The organism is Streptomyces sp. NPDC016562 (assembly GCF_043076955.1).
GTDB lineage: Bacteria > Actinomycetota > Actinomycetes > Streptomycetales > Streptomycetaceae > Streptomyces.
Map to the genome: position 1 here is coordinate 992,965 of NZ_JBIBRZ010000001.1, position 13,331 is coordinate 1,006,295.

13 protein-coding genes and 2 pseudogenes are annotated in these 13,331 nt (G+C 72.0%); 6 read left to right on the forward strand and 9 right to left on the reverse strand.

Annotated elements, in window-relative coordinates; translation table 11 throughout:
* Nucleotides 1-24: 24 nt before the first annotated feature.
* Nucleotides 25-1,041 carry an alpha/beta hydrolase gene (locus ACF059_RS04565; protein ID WP_392051253.1) on the reverse strand — a complete coding sequence of 339 codons (1,017 nt, stop codon included), beginning with the start codon at nt 1,039-1,041 and terminating at the stop codon, nt 25-27.
* A gap of 205 nt (nt 1,042-1,246) precedes the next feature.
* Between ACF059_RS04565 and ACF059_RS04570 the strand changes: the two genes are divergently transcribed.
* Complete coding sequence (locus tag ACF059_RS04570) at nt 1,247-2,524, forward strand: PP2C family protein-serine/threonine phosphatase (protein ID WP_392051256.1); 1,278 nt, start codon at nt 1,247-1,249, stop codon at nt 2,522-2,524.
* Nucleotides 2,525-2,569: 45 nt separating this feature from the next.
* On the opposite strand, the gene hemC is transcribed toward ACF059_RS04570, so the two are convergent.
* Nucleotides 2,570-3,508, reverse strand: a complete 939-nt coding sequence (gene hemC / locus ACF059_RS04575) for a hydroxymethylbilane synthase (protein ID WP_392051259.1) — start codon at nt 3,506-3,508, stop codon at nt 2,570-2,572.
* Nucleotides 3,509-3,639: 131 nt separating this feature from the next.
* Here hemC and ACF059_RS04580 point away from each other — a divergent pair.
* The 3 genes and pseudogenes from ACF059_RS04580 to ACF059_RS04590 form a co-directional block, all read left to right on the forward strand.
* Nucleotides 3,640-3,989, forward strand: a pseudogene (locus ACF059_RS04580) (transposase); the annotation flags it as partial.
* A 771-nt stretch (nt 3,990-4,760) separates the two neighbouring features.
* A complete protein-coding gene (locus ACF059_RS04585; protein WP_392053052.1) occupies nt 4,761-5,063 on the forward strand; it encodes a barstar family protein in 303 nt (100 codons plus the stop codon).
* Between the two features lie 227 nt (nt 5,064-5,290).
* Nucleotides 5,291-5,564 (forward strand): annotated as a pseudogene (locus ACF059_RS04590) (IS5/IS1182 family transposase); the annotation flags it as partial.
* Between the two features lie 43 nt (nt 5,565-5,607).
* On the opposite strand, the gene ACF059_RS04595 reads toward ACF059_RS04590, so the two are convergent.
* From ACF059_RS04595 to ACF059_RS04620, 6 genes are all read right to left on the reverse strand, one after another.
* On the reverse strand, nt 5,608-6,246 hold the full coding sequence (locus ACF059_RS04595) for a DUF4232 domain-containing protein (protein WP_392051262.1): 639 nt from the start codon (nt 6,244-6,246) through the stop codon (nt 5,608-5,610).
* 181 nt (nt 6,247-6,427) lie between these two features.
* The gene (locus ACF059_RS04600; RefSeq protein WP_392051265.1) at nt 6,428-6,826 is read right to left on the reverse strand and encodes a pyridoxamine 5'-phosphate oxidase family protein; all 399 of its coding nucleotides are present in this window, start codon (nt 6,824-6,826) and stop codon (nt 6,428-6,430) included.
* Between the two features lie 302 nt (nt 6,827-7,128).
* Nucleotides 7,129-7,581 carry an iron chaperone gene (locus ACF059_RS04605; RefSeq protein ID WP_392051268.1) on the reverse strand — a complete coding sequence of 151 codons (453 nt, stop codon included), beginning with the start codon at nt 7,579-7,581 and terminating at the stop codon, nt 7,129-7,131.
* Between the two features lie 97 nt (nt 7,582-7,678).
* Entirely contained in the window at nt 7,679-9,208 is a 1,530-nt protein-coding gene (locus ACF059_RS04610) for a serine/threonine-protein kinase (protein ID WP_392051271.1), read from the reverse strand.
* Between the two features lie 99 nt (nt 9,209-9,307).
* Nucleotides 9,308-10,027 (reverse strand): hypothetical protein, encoded by a 720-nt coding sequence (locus ACF059_RS04615; RefSeq protein ID WP_392051274.1) that lies wholly within the window; start codon nt 10,025-10,027, stop codon nt 9,308-9,310.
* Between the two features lie 74 nt (nt 10,028-10,101).
* A complete protein-coding gene (locus ACF059_RS04620; protein ID WP_392051276.1) occupies nt 10,102-10,686 on the reverse strand; it encodes a MepB family protein in 585 nt (194 codons plus the stop codon).
* Between the two features lie 104 nt (nt 10,687-10,790).
* Here ACF059_RS04620 and ACF059_RS04625 point away from each other — a divergent pair, with 104 nt between their 5' ends.
* Nucleotides 10,791-11,441: an HAD family hydrolase gene (locus tag ACF059_RS04625; protein ID WP_392051279.1), complete on the forward strand. Its 651-nt coding sequence runs from the start codon at nt 10,791-10,793 to the stop codon at nt 11,439-11,441.
* Nucleotide 11,442: 1 nt separating this feature from the next.
* Entirely contained in the window at nt 11,443-11,946 is a 504-nt protein-coding gene (locus ACF059_RS04630) for a hypothetical protein (protein WP_392051282.1), read from the forward strand.
* 17 nt (nt 11,947-11,963) lie between these two features.
* Here the strand turns inward: ACF059_RS04630 and ACF059_RS04635 are convergent, their stop codons facing one another.
* Complete coding sequence (locus ACF059_RS04635; RefSeq protein ID WP_392051285.1) at nt 11,964-13,250, reverse strand: hypothetical protein; 1,287 nt, start codon at nt 13,248-13,250, stop codon at nt 11,964-11,966.
* Nucleotides 13,251-13,331: the final 81 nt, after the last annotated feature.

A 13,331-nucleotide genomic window follows, 5' to 3' on the forward strand; every position in this document is an offset into this window, starting at 1 on the left:
GGACCTACGCCGCCCGGTCCGCGCTCAGCTGGCGGCTGGGCCGCTGTCATCAGCTGGTGTGAGGAGGCGCCTCAGCCAGCGGGTGCGGGCGTTGCGGGCGTCCTGGCTGACGGCCGCCGTCGGCGCGAGGCTGTCGAAGCCGTGGAAGGCTCCCGGCCACACGTGCAGTTCGGCTCGGCCGCCGGCCTGCCAGATGGCGTTGGCGTAGGCCACGTCCTCGTCCCTGAAGGTCTCGGCCGACCCGACGTCGATGTAGGCGGCGGGCAGCCCGGACAGGTCCGTGGCGCGGGCGGGGGCCGCGTAGGGCGGCAGGTCGGCGGCGCCGCAGCGGTCGCCGAGCAGCGCCCGCCACCCGGTGGCGTTGGAGGTGCGGTCCCAGGTATCGACGCCGGCCATCTGATGGCTGGAGAAGGTGTCGTTGCGGTCGTCGAGCATCGGGCACAGGAGCAGCTGCCCGAGGGGGACGGGCCCGCCGCGGTCACGGGCGAGCAGGGCGAGCGCCGCGGCGAGTCCGCCGCCGGCGCTCTTGCCTCCGATGACGATGCGGTCCGCGTCGACGCCCAGTCGGGCCGCGTGCTCGGCCACCCAGACGAGGCCGGCGTAACAGTCTTCCACCGGTCCGGGGTAGGGGACCTGCGGTGCCAGCCGGTACTCGACGGAGATGACGGCCAGCTCCAGCGGCAGCGCCCATTCGCTCAGCACCTGCGGAAGGACGGACCAGGCATTGCCCATGATCATTCCGCCGCCGTGCAGGTAGTACAGGAGCGGCAGCGGCCCGGTGAGCCCGGCGGGCCGGGCGCTCACGAGCGTGACCTCCGGGCCGCCCGGGGGTCCCGGCACGTGCAGCTCCTCCACCTCGAAGCGCCCGTCGGCCCGGAGGTCATGGAGCGTCGGCCTGGGGCGGGCCGCGGCGTCCTGCTCCTGGCACGCCGCGAGGTTCTCCGGGGTGACCTGCTCCCCCGCCCCGGCCCCCAAAGCCGCCAGCGCCGCCTGCAGTTGGGGGTCGAGAGGGGGCGGGGGCAGCGCTCGCGCGAGATCCATGCGCCGTAGTCAATCACCTGCTCGGCGGCGCCCGTGCGATGTCGGCAGGAGTCAGAAGCCTCCCCGAGCCCGGTGCCCGGCGGGAAGGGGGGCCGAACGGCCCAAGGGCGCAGGGGCGTGACCGGCACGCCCTGCCCCGTCGGGCCTATCCTGGAATGTCGTGGGACCAACCTCATGACCGGCACGCAGTGCGGACGGGTGGATCGTGAACGGATCCGGGATCGACTACCACGCGGTGGACTACCACGCGGTCTTCGACGCACTGCCGGGCGCGGCCGCGCTCCTGGCCCCCGATCTGGTGTACCTGGACGCCAATGAGGCCTTCCTGTCCATGTCGGGCCGTACCCGTGAGCAGGTCATCGGCCGCTACCTCTTCGACGTCTTCCCCGACAACCCCACCGATCCGGCCGCCACCGGCATGCGCAACCTGCGCGCCTCCCTGGAACGGGTCGCCGCCACCGGGGAGCGCGACACCATGGCCCTGCAACGCTACGACGTGGAGTACCCGGATCGGCCCGGGGTGTGGCAGGAGCGGTACTGGAGCCCCGTGAACGTGCCCGTCCTCGCCGCCGACGGCACCGTGGCACTGCTGCTGCACCGCGTGGAGGAGGTCACCGAGCTCATCCGGGCCCGCGAGGCCGGCGACTGCAACAGCAGCGACAGGAGCGACAGCGGCAGGCGCGGCAGGGACCACGCCCGGGTCCTGGAGTCCGAGCTGTACACCCGGGCCCGGGAGCTCCAGGAGGTCAACGAGCGACTGCGCCGGGCCCACGCCCACGAGCGCGAGGTGGCGCTCCACCTCCAGGAGGCGATGCTGCCCGCGCCGCTCCCGCTCGGCCACCACCAAGCCGCCGTCCGCTACCGGCCCGCCGCCGGCGCGCTGAACGTGTGCGGCGACTGGTACGACCTCGTCGACCTTCCCGGCCGGACGGCCGTCGCCGTCGGTGACGTCGTGGGCCACGGACTGCGCGCGGCCGGTGTCATGGGCCAGCTCCGCAGCGCCCTGTCCGCCGCCTCCCGCGTCGCCGAGGACCCCGCCCGGGCCCTCGAAGGCCTCGACCTGTACGCGCGATCCATCGGCGGCGCCGACTCCACGACCGCGGTGCTGGTCTTCATCGACTGGGACGGCGGCACCCTCACCTACAGCAGCGCGGGCCATCCGCCGCCCGCGCTCTGCCAGGCGGACGGCACCGTCACCTTCCTCGACGGGGCCACCGACCCGCCGCTGGGTGCCCGGCCCGAACCGGCCGGCCGCCCCCAGGCCCGTACGGCCTTCACCGAGGGCTCCACGCTCGTCCTCTACAGCGACGGCCTGATCGAACGCCGTGGCGAGGACATCGACACCGGCCTGCGAAGGCTCGCGCGGGCCGTGGCACGGCACCGCGCCGCCGACCCGGGCGCGCTCGCCGACGCCCTGCTGACCGATCTGGCCCCGCCGGCCGGCATCACCGACGACACGGCGCTGGTCGTCCTGCGCCTGTGAGCGCCGTACGCCCTCGCCCGCGGCGGTCGCGGCGGTCGCGGCGGCTCAGGGCTTCCTGATGGCGGCGAGCACGGCCGCCGCGCCCTGGGCCAGGAGGTCATCGGCGAGGCAGGCGCCGAGCTTCTCCGGGCTGTCCGCCGGCCCGGCGCCCGAGGCCCTGACCTGCGTGGTCCCGTCCAGCGAGGTGACGGCAGCCGACAGGTGGAGCAGACCGTCCGCCTCGATGCGGCCCCACGCACCGACCGGTACGGAGCATCCGCCGTGGAGTTCCGCGAGCAGCGCGCGCTCCGCCCGTACGCAGGCGTCCACGGATTCGTCTCCGGTACCGGCGAGGATGCGGGCGGCCGTCGAGCCGGTACGGACCTGAATGCCGAGGGCTCCCTGTCCGGGCGACGGGAGGAACAGGGCCGGGTCGAAGACATGGCTGCGGTCGGCCGGGGGCATCATCGAGAGCCGGTTCAGGCCCGCTGCGGCCAGCACCACCGCGTGCATGCCGGCGCGGCCGGCGTGCTTGATCCTCGTGGGCACGTTGCCCCGGATGGGGGTCACCTTCAGGTCGGGCCGCAGGTGGAGCAGCTGAGCGATCCGTCGCGGGGCGCCGGTGCCGACCGAGGCGCCGTGGGGCAGGTCGTCCAGGGTGGATCCGCACAACACGTCGCGGACGTCTTCGCGCGGCCCGGGTGTCCTCAGCAGCACCGTGCCCTCGGCCACGGCGGTCGGCAGGTCCTTGAGGGAGTGCACGACCACGTCGACCTCCCCCTCCACCAGGGCCCGTTCCTGGTCGGTGGAGAACGCGGAACCCCCCGAGGTCCTGGCGACCTCCGCCAGCGTGGGGGTCACGCGGTCCCGGTCTCCGCCCTCGGTGAGCAGACGCCGCTTGAACACGACGCCGGGGGTCACGGACGCGATCTGCTCCAGCCACTCGCGCGCCTGCTTCTTCGCCAGCGCGCTGGCCCGCGAGCCCACCACGATCACGTCTGTCATTCCGGTCAACTCCCCGCTCGGGCAACCATGTTGACCTTCAAGCCTAGCCCCTCGAAAGCATGCGCTTTCCGACAGAATGTCACCAAGGAGCCAGGCCGTTCCCTTCGGATCATCGGATCGTTGGTCCGGGTGTGTCGTTGCCTGACGCTCAGTGGGCATGCATTGAGTCGCTGCTGCCGGACCGGACCCCTCGGCGGGGTGGGTGATCGACGCGATCGCCTTCAAGTACCGCACTGGCACGCCATGGATGGACCGGCCCGAGCACTTCGGCTCGTGGAAGGGCGCCCACAACCGGTTGCGGAAGTGGGCCGCCGACGGCACCTGGGAGAAGGTCTTCACGGCCCTGCTCGCACAGGCCGACACCGAAGGCGATCTGGACTGGGTCGTCGCGGTCGACTCCACGGTCGTGCGTGCGCATCAGCACGCCGCCGGGGCCCGTGTCGGCGAGCCGGCAGACCCTGCCCTCGGTCGCTCCCGTGGGCCAGGGGCGGTCTGCAGCGTTACGCCAACGGGCGACTCAGGGCCTACGTCTGGCTTCAACGACGAGCGCTCAACGGACCAGCGCTGCCAGCAGCGGAAACCGGGGGCGCTCTGAGCGGGCACGATGGGCCTGGCGACGCGCAGCGTGCACACTGCGCCGGGCCAGGCAAAGCTCACCTGCGGGAACGTGGCAGGTCGGACATGCTTCGGCGAAGGCGCCATGCCGGAACCGGCGGTGTGTCTCGTACGCGGCGTCCAAAGCGGCATCGAATACGGAACCCGGTATCAGCGCTGGGGCGGCACTCACGGAGATCTCCTCACACAGGGGGCGCGGCGGCGTCGGCCCTCACACTCCACACGTCGGACAAGCGGTTCACCTTCCAATGCCCCGCAATAGGCGGTTCCACGCGGTGGAGCTTCTCTGTACTTCACCCGGTAGAGGCGGCTATGTGGCTCGCCAAAGGGGCCTCCGAGATGGACGGGATGGGGTCAGGGGTTGGTGATGGTGCTGGCGGCCGCCGGGCAGAACGATGACTTCTGGGGCTTCGCTCACGAGGCCGAGGGGCTGTTCACGTCCCTGACGGATGAGGAAGGAGCGCGCCGAGTACATCTCGCGGGTTGCCTCCCGCAGGGCAACCTACTGAGGTGCGTTGACCACGTCGGCAGTCGTCGTGCCGTGGCGGGGAACGCCTGGTTCGAGCTCCTCGACGCCCTGCCCGGAGCGGAACGACCGTGGGAGCTGGTCCGCACCAGTCACCTGAACCACACCGGTATGTGGCACGAACTGGCACCCGAGGACCGACACGCGTGGCTGTCGGTGGCCCTGTGGTCCCGGGACTACCAACGCCAGGGGAAGCCCGATGCGCCTGCAGGCCAGGTATTCACCTTGGACGGTCGACACATCGTTGACCGGGACACCTTCTACTGCGCGATCGGTGAAGCCATCAACGGGCCGGGGGGCTACTTCGGCTGGAACCTGGACGCTCTGGACGACTGCCTGAGAGGCGGCTGGGTGCGACCACTCCGTTCACCTTGCACTGGGACTTCGCGGCCGAGGCTCGGACGCGGTTGGTAGAGCGGGTGCCCGCCGGTGAGCGCGAGCCTGTGCTCTTCGACCTGCTCCTAGAGATCTTCGAGGCACGAGGTGTGAGCGTCATCCTTCGATGACAGCTTCCCTCCAGACATCGGTCTGGGGAACGTCATTGGGGCTCCCTCGGTCGGCGGCCGGCGGGGATGCCGAGGTGGACGGTTGGTCGTTGGGCGCGGCGTTGGGATTCCTCGCGTGTGGTGCGACGACGTACGGCGGGCTTACGGGTGCCCAGGCCGGTCGGGAGGCCGAGGACGAAGCCGGACGCGGTCCTCGCCGACAAGGCGTACTCTTCTCGACCCCGCAGGCAGCCACGGAGGCAGGCCCCCGGCCTTCGACCGCGAGGCCTACAAGCAGCGAAATACCGTCGAACGCTGCATCAACAAGCTCAAACAGGGGCGCGGTCTGGCCACCCGCTACGACAAGCCCGCCACCGTCTACCTCGCCGGACACCACCTCGCCGCCATCTTCATCTGGTCAGCGAGGTGATCCGAAGGAAACGGCCTAAGGGGCAGGTCTACAGGCTGACCGTCTACAGGCTGAGCGCGTCCTCCGCGTTGTCCACCCACGGGGTCACGGAGTTCTTCGCGGCCGACACGTACAGGCCGGGGGTCGAGGCCTTGAGCGGGGTCTGCACCAGATCGGACTCGGTGTTCATCGTCATCGCGATCGTGTCGACGGTCTTGCCCGTGCCGTCGTGGGCGCCGCCCATGAGCCCGGCGTACGCCGAGGCGCCGGGGGCGAGCCGGATCGCGTCCTCGATACCAGGGGCCTTGCCACGCTCGGTCGCCTGTCCGTCCAGGTCGCCGAAGGTCACGACCGGGTGGCCCAGCGCCCTGCACGCCTTGGTCCCCTTGTTGGTGATCTTCAGCAGATAGCTGCCGGTGGTGGGCTCCGCGAGGGACGCGGTGAACGTCAGGTCGTTCGTGCCGCACGGGAAGACATCGAAGTCGGAATCGGGCGACGGGGTCGCGCCCTTGCCCGGAGACCCGGACGGCTTCACGGGCGCCGCGGACGTGGCGGGCTTCGCGGACTTCTCGACCTTCGCGGGGCCGGTGGCCGGACCACCGGACCCGGCCGACGCGCCGTCCTCGGCGGGCCCACAGGCACTCAGGACGACCAGGGCGGATACGGCGGCGAGGACGGCAGCGGCTCTGCGTACGGTGCTCATCGTGTTGCTCCCTCGATGGGACGCGCGGAATGCGCCAGGCGGAACACCAGCGTCCCGCGCAACCTTCACAGCTTGGTGACGGTCTCTCGCCGAAGCGACACCAGAGCGCCGACGCGATCCCCGGCCCCGCGGCCCGGCCCGGCGCACGACGCCACGTGAACTTCCGCATCGGCAGGTGAACCTACCAAGACCGGTCCTGCAGCCGAGGAGGCCGGTCGGGCACGAACCGCACCATCTTCGTAGCCGGATCCTCCAGCGGCTCGGAGAATCGTGCCGGCCAGAGCTCCACCGGCCCGAGGTACTTACCCAACTTCCGTACCGCCCGCGCCCGGTCCAGCGCCACTGTTTCGGCATGCCCCCGGCACGTCACCGAGTACACCTCCCCCGTGGCCGGCTCACAGGTGTCCACGACCACTGCCATGCGCGGATCTTCGGTGATGATCCGCTCCAGCCGGGAGTACGCGCCAGTGAGCCACCAGAACGCCCCCTCCTCCCAGATGAACCACACCGGGCGCACGGAGGGGCCTACGGTTGCCACACGGGCGACCAGGGGGCGGGCCAAAAACTCGTTCACGTCCATCACGGCAATGTAGTGACATGACGGCAGGACCACGGCGGCCCCGGCCAGCCCTTGGAGGACCGTGGCGAAGTAGTCGGCCAAGGCCCGAGCGCCCGGCCTCGGCGGGTAGCTCCCCGGCCAGCTGCGCCTCCCGCAGCCGGACCTCGAAGCCGTCCACGTTTCTTCTTCGTGAATCTCCACGGTGGAGCGGGAGCACCCGTCGGTGACTCCCGCCCGTACTGTGGACGGTCGCCGAGTGGCCCATGAGGGCGCGGGCAGGGTGTCATCGACCCCGCCGACGCCGGGCGGCGCTGTCCTGGGGCTCAGCTCACCGCTTGCTTCACCAGCGCGGCGATCCGTTCCTCCACCTCGGCCGTCACCTCGGTCAGGGCGAAACCGGCCGCCCACATCGGGCCCTCGTCCAGCTTCGCCTGGTCGCTGAAGCCGAGGGTCGCGTAGCGGGCCTTGAACTTCTCCGCGCTCTGGAAGAAGCAGACGACCTTGCCGTCCAGCGCGTACGCCGGCATGCCGTACCAGAGCTTCGGCGCGAGGACCGGGGCGCTGGCCGTGATGACGGCATGGACGCGCTCGGCCATGATCCGGTCCGAGTCCTGCATCTCGGCGATCTTCGCGAGCACCTCGCGCTCCGCCTCCGCCGCCTTGTCCGCGCGCGAGCTCCGGCGCGCGGCCGACTTCAGCTCTTGGGCGTGGTCCTTCATCGCGGCCCGCTCCTCGGCCGTGAATCCCTCGTGCGCGCTCTTCCCGGTGCTGCTCATGGCAGACCTCCCCGTTGAGGATCGTGATGATCAGGACGTCGAGAGGGACTTTATCCCCGCGCACTGACAGCGGCCCGTCCCCCGCACGGGGCCGTAGTCAGCGGCGGCGGGTCAGGGCCTCGGGAGCGCCCGCCGACTGCGCTCCTTCCGACTCGAGCGTCAGCCGGTCCGGTTCCGCCATCGTCAGTACGTAGAGGTTGCCCCGGGGACAGTCGAAGGAGGCCGTTCGGTCCGTCGGATGGCTGGTCACCGCGGCGAAGACCACGCTGTCGCGGCTGATCTGCCTCAGCTCCAGCGCCTCCGTGCATCCCAGGTTCCGCCCGGTCGAGAGCTCCTTCAGGTCGCTGACCTGCCGGCCCACGATGTCGCCCACGGACCCGGCGTTCAGGGTGACCGTGACGGCGAACTCCCCCGTACGCGCCTGGGTGATGCCGTCCGCGCCCGGCGTCCCGGACCCGACGCCGGACCATGTTCCGACCCACGCCGCCGGCAGCGCCGACGTGGAGGACGGCGGCGCCGGTGAGGAGGGCGTGGCCGAGGCGGAGGGAGCCGCCGCGTCGTCGCCGCCACCGCCGCCGCCGAGGAGCCGGACCACGAGCGTGACGGCCACCGCGAGGGCCACGGCGCCTGCGACCGCGGCCAGCACGCGGGGAGCGGGAGCCACGAAGGCACGCGCCGGTACCGGTGGCGGCGCCGGGGGAACGGGCGGCGCCGGCGGCTGGGCGTCGGCGAGCAGGCGCCGCAGCTCGGCCTCCCGGCGCCCGGTCTCCTCCAGCAGGGCCGGCGGCACCGCGCCGAGCCAGTCCTCCTCCTCGGCGGCGCCCAGCCGCGCCTGCACCTCCTCGGCGGTCGGACGCAGGGCGGGGTCCTTGGCCAGGCACGCGCGCACCAGCGGAAGCAGCGAGTCCGGTACGCCGTCCAGCTGGGGCTCGTCGTGAACGATCCGGTACAGGAGGGCGGGCAGGGAAAGTTCCTCGCCGCCCGCCAGGAAGGGACTGCGCCCGGTCGCGGCGTACACGAGTACGGCGGCGAGCGAGAACACGTCGGCCGGGGCCGAGGCCACGGCGCCCGTGGCCTGCTCCGGCGCCAGGTAGCCCGGCGTACCGACCACGGTGCCGGTCCGCGTGTGCCGCGGGTCGCGCACGGCTCGGGCGATGCCGAAGTCGATGAGGAAGGGCCGCTGCGGGCCGAGCAGCACGTTCGCCGGCTTGATGTCACGGTGGACGACGCCCGCAGCCCGGACGGTGACGAGCGCGGCCGACAGCTCCCGGGCCAGGCACCACAGGGCCGGTTCCGCCAGCGGCCCGTACCGGCTCACCCAGTCGCCCAGCGACGGAGCGGGGATGTACTCGGTCGCCAGCCACTGCGGCGACGAACCCGGCGGGCTGAAATCCACCACCGAGACCGTCCACGCGCAGCGCACGCGGTCGTTGGCGCGGATCTCCCGGTCGAACCGTTCGGCGAAGTCCGGCTCAAGGCTCAGTTCCCGGTGTACGGTCTTCAGGGCCAGCGGTCGGCCGGACGCCGTCCGGGCCAGGAACACCTCGCCCATTCCCCCCGCGCCGAGACGCGCCAGCAGGCGGTACCCGCCGATCTCCGGCGGGTCACCAGGCCGCAGAAACTCCACCGACTCCCCCTGGTCCCATGCCCGTTGTCAGGGCCGCAGTGTACGGACCGCGGCGTGTCCCGCGTGACAGGGAGCTCCTGAACTCGCGAGCTCAGGAGCTCAGGAGATTGCGTACCACTGGCTGGCCCAGCCGGTGTTGATGGTGCTCGTGGACTGTTCGGCCAGGTTCAGGGTGGCGGGCAGCGAGGTCTGACCGGTCAGGACGGTGCTGTACCGCAGGAGCGGCGGCGCCAGACCGGCGTTGACCGAGATGCCGGCGCCCGTGGACTTCAGGGTGAGGGCATTGGTGGCCCAATTGCCGTTCAGGAGAAGCGCGATGAAGTAGGTGCCGGGGACGGCGGTGAAGGGCTTCTCGAGGGCCAGGGGCTTGGCGATCGGATCGGTCATCAGCTGGGGCGAGATGTCCGGGGTGGCCGCGACACGAGCGCCGGTGGCGTCGTACACGCCGAGGTAGCAGTTGGCGAGCTGCGCGTTCGGGTCGATCCCGGCGAGGCCGAGCCAGATGTTGGACCAGGTGATCTGCTCGCGCAGCACGATCCGTACCAGGGTGATCCGCCCGCCGACCCCGGCGGCCGACTGGGCCGTTACGTGCCCCGCGTCGTTGGGGTCGCCGGTCCACGCCAACAGGTTCTGGTCCTGCGGCCGGGGCCCCTCGAACCCGGACCCGCTGCCCTGCGGGGCCGGGCCCGGGGACGTGGACGCCGTGGAAGGCACCGTCTTGGGCCCGCCCCCGCCCGACGTCGTACATCCGGCCAGGGCGAGCAGGGCCGACAGCGCGGCGACGAGGCCGGTCGCGGCGGTGGTGGTACGGGTGCGCATGGTCCCCCCATGAGGTGCGGATGTGCCGACGCACATGATCACACGGGCCGGCGGAGCGCGGACGAGGCGGCGGCCTACGGGTGGTAGAGCCCCTCGGCGCGTGCGACGTCCACGGGCCGGTCCGGGGGAAGGTGGAGGAAGTGGTCCAGCTGCCACGCCTGCGCCGTACGGGCCTGGCGGTTGGTGGTGGTCACCCACGGCGGGTAGACGCGGAAGGCCCGCTTCCCGCCGGAGCCGTTCTCCGACACGACCCCGCGGCGGCGGAGCACGTCGAGAGGGAACACGAACTGGCCGAAGTGGTGGCCGTCGCGACTGCTGATGACGAAGAGGTCGACGGGGTCCGTGACGTCGAAGGGCTGGATGGGCCCGCCCGGCGACCTCTTCCACACGGTGACGAACTGGCCGACTTTGGTCGGGGTCGTCCTGGCCGCGCGGAACCGGACGGCGAGGCCGTCCAGGGTGAAGGTGTGGGCGGCGTACTCGGCGCTCTCGGCCTCGGGGACCGGCTGCGAGCAGGTGAATCCACAGGGGTCGTAGACGAGCGCCTTCGCCGCGAGGAGGTCACCGTGGACCGGTGCGGTGTCCGGCCACGGTGCGGGGGCGGTGGGGTGGAGGGCGGTGGGGTCGAGAGGGGAAGGCGGCGTGCGGTCCGGCGTCATGCGTTCACCTTGTCACGGGTACGCGGACGGTCCTGCGGGCTCGGTTCGCCGGCGGAGGGCTTGCACATCCGCTGCGTCCTTCCGGTCGGCTTTATGCTGCGGGAATGATCAAGCCGATTGAACTCGTGATATTCGACTGCGACGGGGTTCTCGTCGACAGCGAACCCCTCGCGACGCGCGTCCAGGTCGCGTTGGGAGCGGAGCTGGGCTGGCCGCTCACCGAGGACGAGGTCATCGACCGGTTCATCGGACGCTCCAACGCCTCCGTGGCCGAGCAGGTCGCCGCCCGGCTCGGCGAGGCGACGGCCGCCTTTTGGCAGGAACGGTTCGAACAGCTCCACCGCGAGGCCGTGGACGCCGGGCTGTCCGCCGTCGAGGGCCTGCCCGAGGCACTCGACGCGATCACCTTGCCGACCTGTGTCGCGTCCAGCGGCTCGCACGAGAAGATGCGCCACACCCTCGGCCGCACCGGCCTCTACGAGCGCTTCGCCGGCCGCATCTACAGTGCCACCGAGGTCACCCGCGGCAAGCCCGCCCCGGACCTGTTCCTGCACGCCGCACGGCAGATGGGTGTCGACCCGGAGCGGTGTGTGGTGGTCGAGGACAGCCGGCCCGGCGTCCAGGCCGCCCGCGCCGCCGGTATGCGGGCCTTCGGCTACGCGGGCGGCCTGACTCCGGCCGGGCGGCTCGAAGGGGCCGGAACCGTCGTGTTCCACGACATGCGCGAACTGCCCGCTCTCCTCGCCGGGGTGTGACATGAGCCGCGCACCCATCGACGACACGCATTTCGGCGGCATCACCGTCCGCCAGGACCGCCAGGAACGCCTTGAGGTCAGCGGTGAGGCGATCCCGCACGTACTCCTGGAGCGCGGCCCGGGAGCGCCGGTGGACCCGCACATCGCCATCGGCACGCGCGACCCCGCCCACCTCACCCTGCGGATCGACGGCGCGCAGGCCGAGGTGCGGCCGGCGAAGGGCAGGCTGAGCCGGCGTTCGTACCGGGTGGACGTGGAGTACGGCGGCGTGAGGTACCGCCTCGTCCCGGACTCCGTCCCCAGCAGCCGCCTGACCCGCGACGGGGCGCACATCGGTGACTTCACCAGCGACGGGGACGAGACGGTCGTCGCCGAATGGAAGGCAGGGTCCCGCATCCAGCCCGCGGACGCCGCGATCGGCTACACCCTGGCTTCGGCGTTCGGCACGGGCGGCCAGCCCCTGTGGATGATGCTCGCCGACGCCGTGAGCAGCGCGCTCCCGTAGGTGTTGCGTCGCCGCGGCTACGGGTGCAGGGCGCGCGGGCTGTGAGCGGTGCGCAGCGCCTCCAGTCTCTGCTCGGTCAGGTGCAGGTGACGCGGGTCCAGGGACGGCAGGACGCGCAGGAAGCGGATCAGCTCCGGCCCGGCATCGATCGCCGTCGCCTGGTCCTTGAGCTGGGTCCAGCAGTGGAGGGCCCCGGCCGCGGCGGCGTGTACCTCGGGGTCGCCCGGGCCCTGGCGGGACAGGCGGGCCTGGCCGACGCCGATCCAGAGCCGGGTGGCGAGGTGGAAATCGCCCGCCATCCGTGCGAGGTCGGCGCGGATCTCCGCCCACTGCGTCGCTTCCGAGGAGGCGTACCCGTACGTCTGCAGGACGTGCTGTTCCCATGCCTGGGCGAGGGCTGCCGCCTCGTGATGGCGTCCGCCGGTGGCCAGGGCGTGGAGGTGTGGCCGGGGATCCTGGGCGGCGGGGTCTGAGGCCGGGCTCGGAGCGGGCGCCGGGCTCGCAGCGGGGGCCGGGGGGACCGCCGGTTCGGGCGGATGCGGCCGCGGGTGCTCCGGTTGCTGCCCTCGCGAGGGGCCCTGTTGCTGGTATTGCTCTTGCTGTTGTTGCTGCTGTGCGGCGGGCCGCGTGCCCAGTTCATGGGCGCTCGGCAGCACGAGGGTGCCCGGTGGCAGCGCCGCCGCTCCCACCGCCAGCGCGTGCAGGTTCACGTTGGCGGGCCGGCCGGGGCTGTGGCGCAGCTGGTCGATCCAGTGCCGGGTGTAACTGCTCACCGCGGAGCCCGTGGTGGCGAAGGCGGGCGGGCACACCACCCCGTACACCTCGGCCCAGGGCGAGGCGGGCAGGTGGCCGTACTCCTGCAGCAGCGGCCATGCCTCCTTGTCGGCGGCGAGGTCGAGCAGCACGGTCGTCAGTCCGGCGGGCCGGCCGCGCAGTTCGGTGGCCAGCCATTGCCAGGGCAGTGAGGTGTAGCGGACCGTGCCCGGCGTGGTGCCCGCCAGGGCGAGGTGGAGCTGGCGGCTCCGGCGGTCGACGGTGAGCCGGCCCGAGAGGTAGAGCAGCAGGGGGCCCGGTGTGGCGGCGGCCGCGCGCAGGCGCGTCAGGACGGTGTTGGGGTCGCGGGCCCCGTCGAGGCACACGGTGTCGCTGGGGATCTGGCTGTCCAGCAGCACGGCGGCCGGCACCATCGCGAGGGCAGCGAGATTGGCGCTGGGCGCGAGCTGGACCGTACGTCGGCGCACGGCGACGTCTCCTGCTATCAGGAGGACATGCCCCCGTTGCTGCTCCGCTGCATTGATGTGCATGAGCAGACCGTACTCAACTCGTGGCCCCCCGATGCACGGTGTCGCGGAGAGCGGATATCGGGCGCGGCTGGCGGACGGAGA

Coding starts and splice junctions, on each gene's coding strand:
- ACF059_RS04605 (WP_392051268.1), bottom strand. CDS start 7,581: ATGAGCAGCACCGGGAAGAGCGCGCACGAGGGATTCACGGCCGAGGAG.
- ACF059_RS04585 (WP_392053052.1), top strand. CDS start 4,761: ATGTGGCACGAACTGGCACCCGAGGACCGACACGCGTGGCTGTCGGTG.
- ACF059_RS04630 (WP_392051282.1), top strand. CDS start 11,443: ATGAGCCGCGCACCCATCGACGACACGCATTTCGGCGGCATCACCGTC.
- ACF059_RS04620 (WP_392051276.1), bottom strand. CDS start 10,686: ATGACGCCGGACCGCACGCCGCCTTCCCCTCTCGACCCCACCGCCCTC.
- ACF059_RS04615 (WP_392051274.1), bottom strand. CDS start 10,027: ATGCGCACCCGTACCACCACCGCCGCGACCGGCCTCGTCGCCGCGCTG.
- hemC (WP_392051259.1), bottom strand. CDS start 3,508: ATGACAGACGTGATCGTGGTGGGCTCGCGGGCCAGCGCGCTGGCGAAG.
- ACF059_RS04625 (WP_392051279.1), top strand. CDS start 10,791: ATGATCAAGCCGATTGAACTCGTGATATTCGACTGCGACGGGGTTCTC.
- ACF059_RS04595 (WP_392051262.1), bottom strand. CDS start 6,246: ATGAGCACCGTACGCAGAGCCGCTGCCGTCCTCGCCGCCGTATCCGCC.
- ACF059_RS04600 (WP_392051265.1), bottom strand. CDS start 6,826: ATGGACGTGAACGAGTTTTTGGCCCGCCCCCTGGTCGCCCGTGTGGCA.
- ACF059_RS04635 (WP_392051285.1), bottom strand. CDS start 13,250: ATGCACATCAATGCAGCGGAGCAGCAACGGGGGCATGTCCTCCTGATA.
- ACF059_RS04565 (WP_392051253.1), bottom strand. CDS start 1,041: ATGGATCTCGCGCGAGCGCTGCCCCCGCCCCCTCTCGACCCCCAACTG.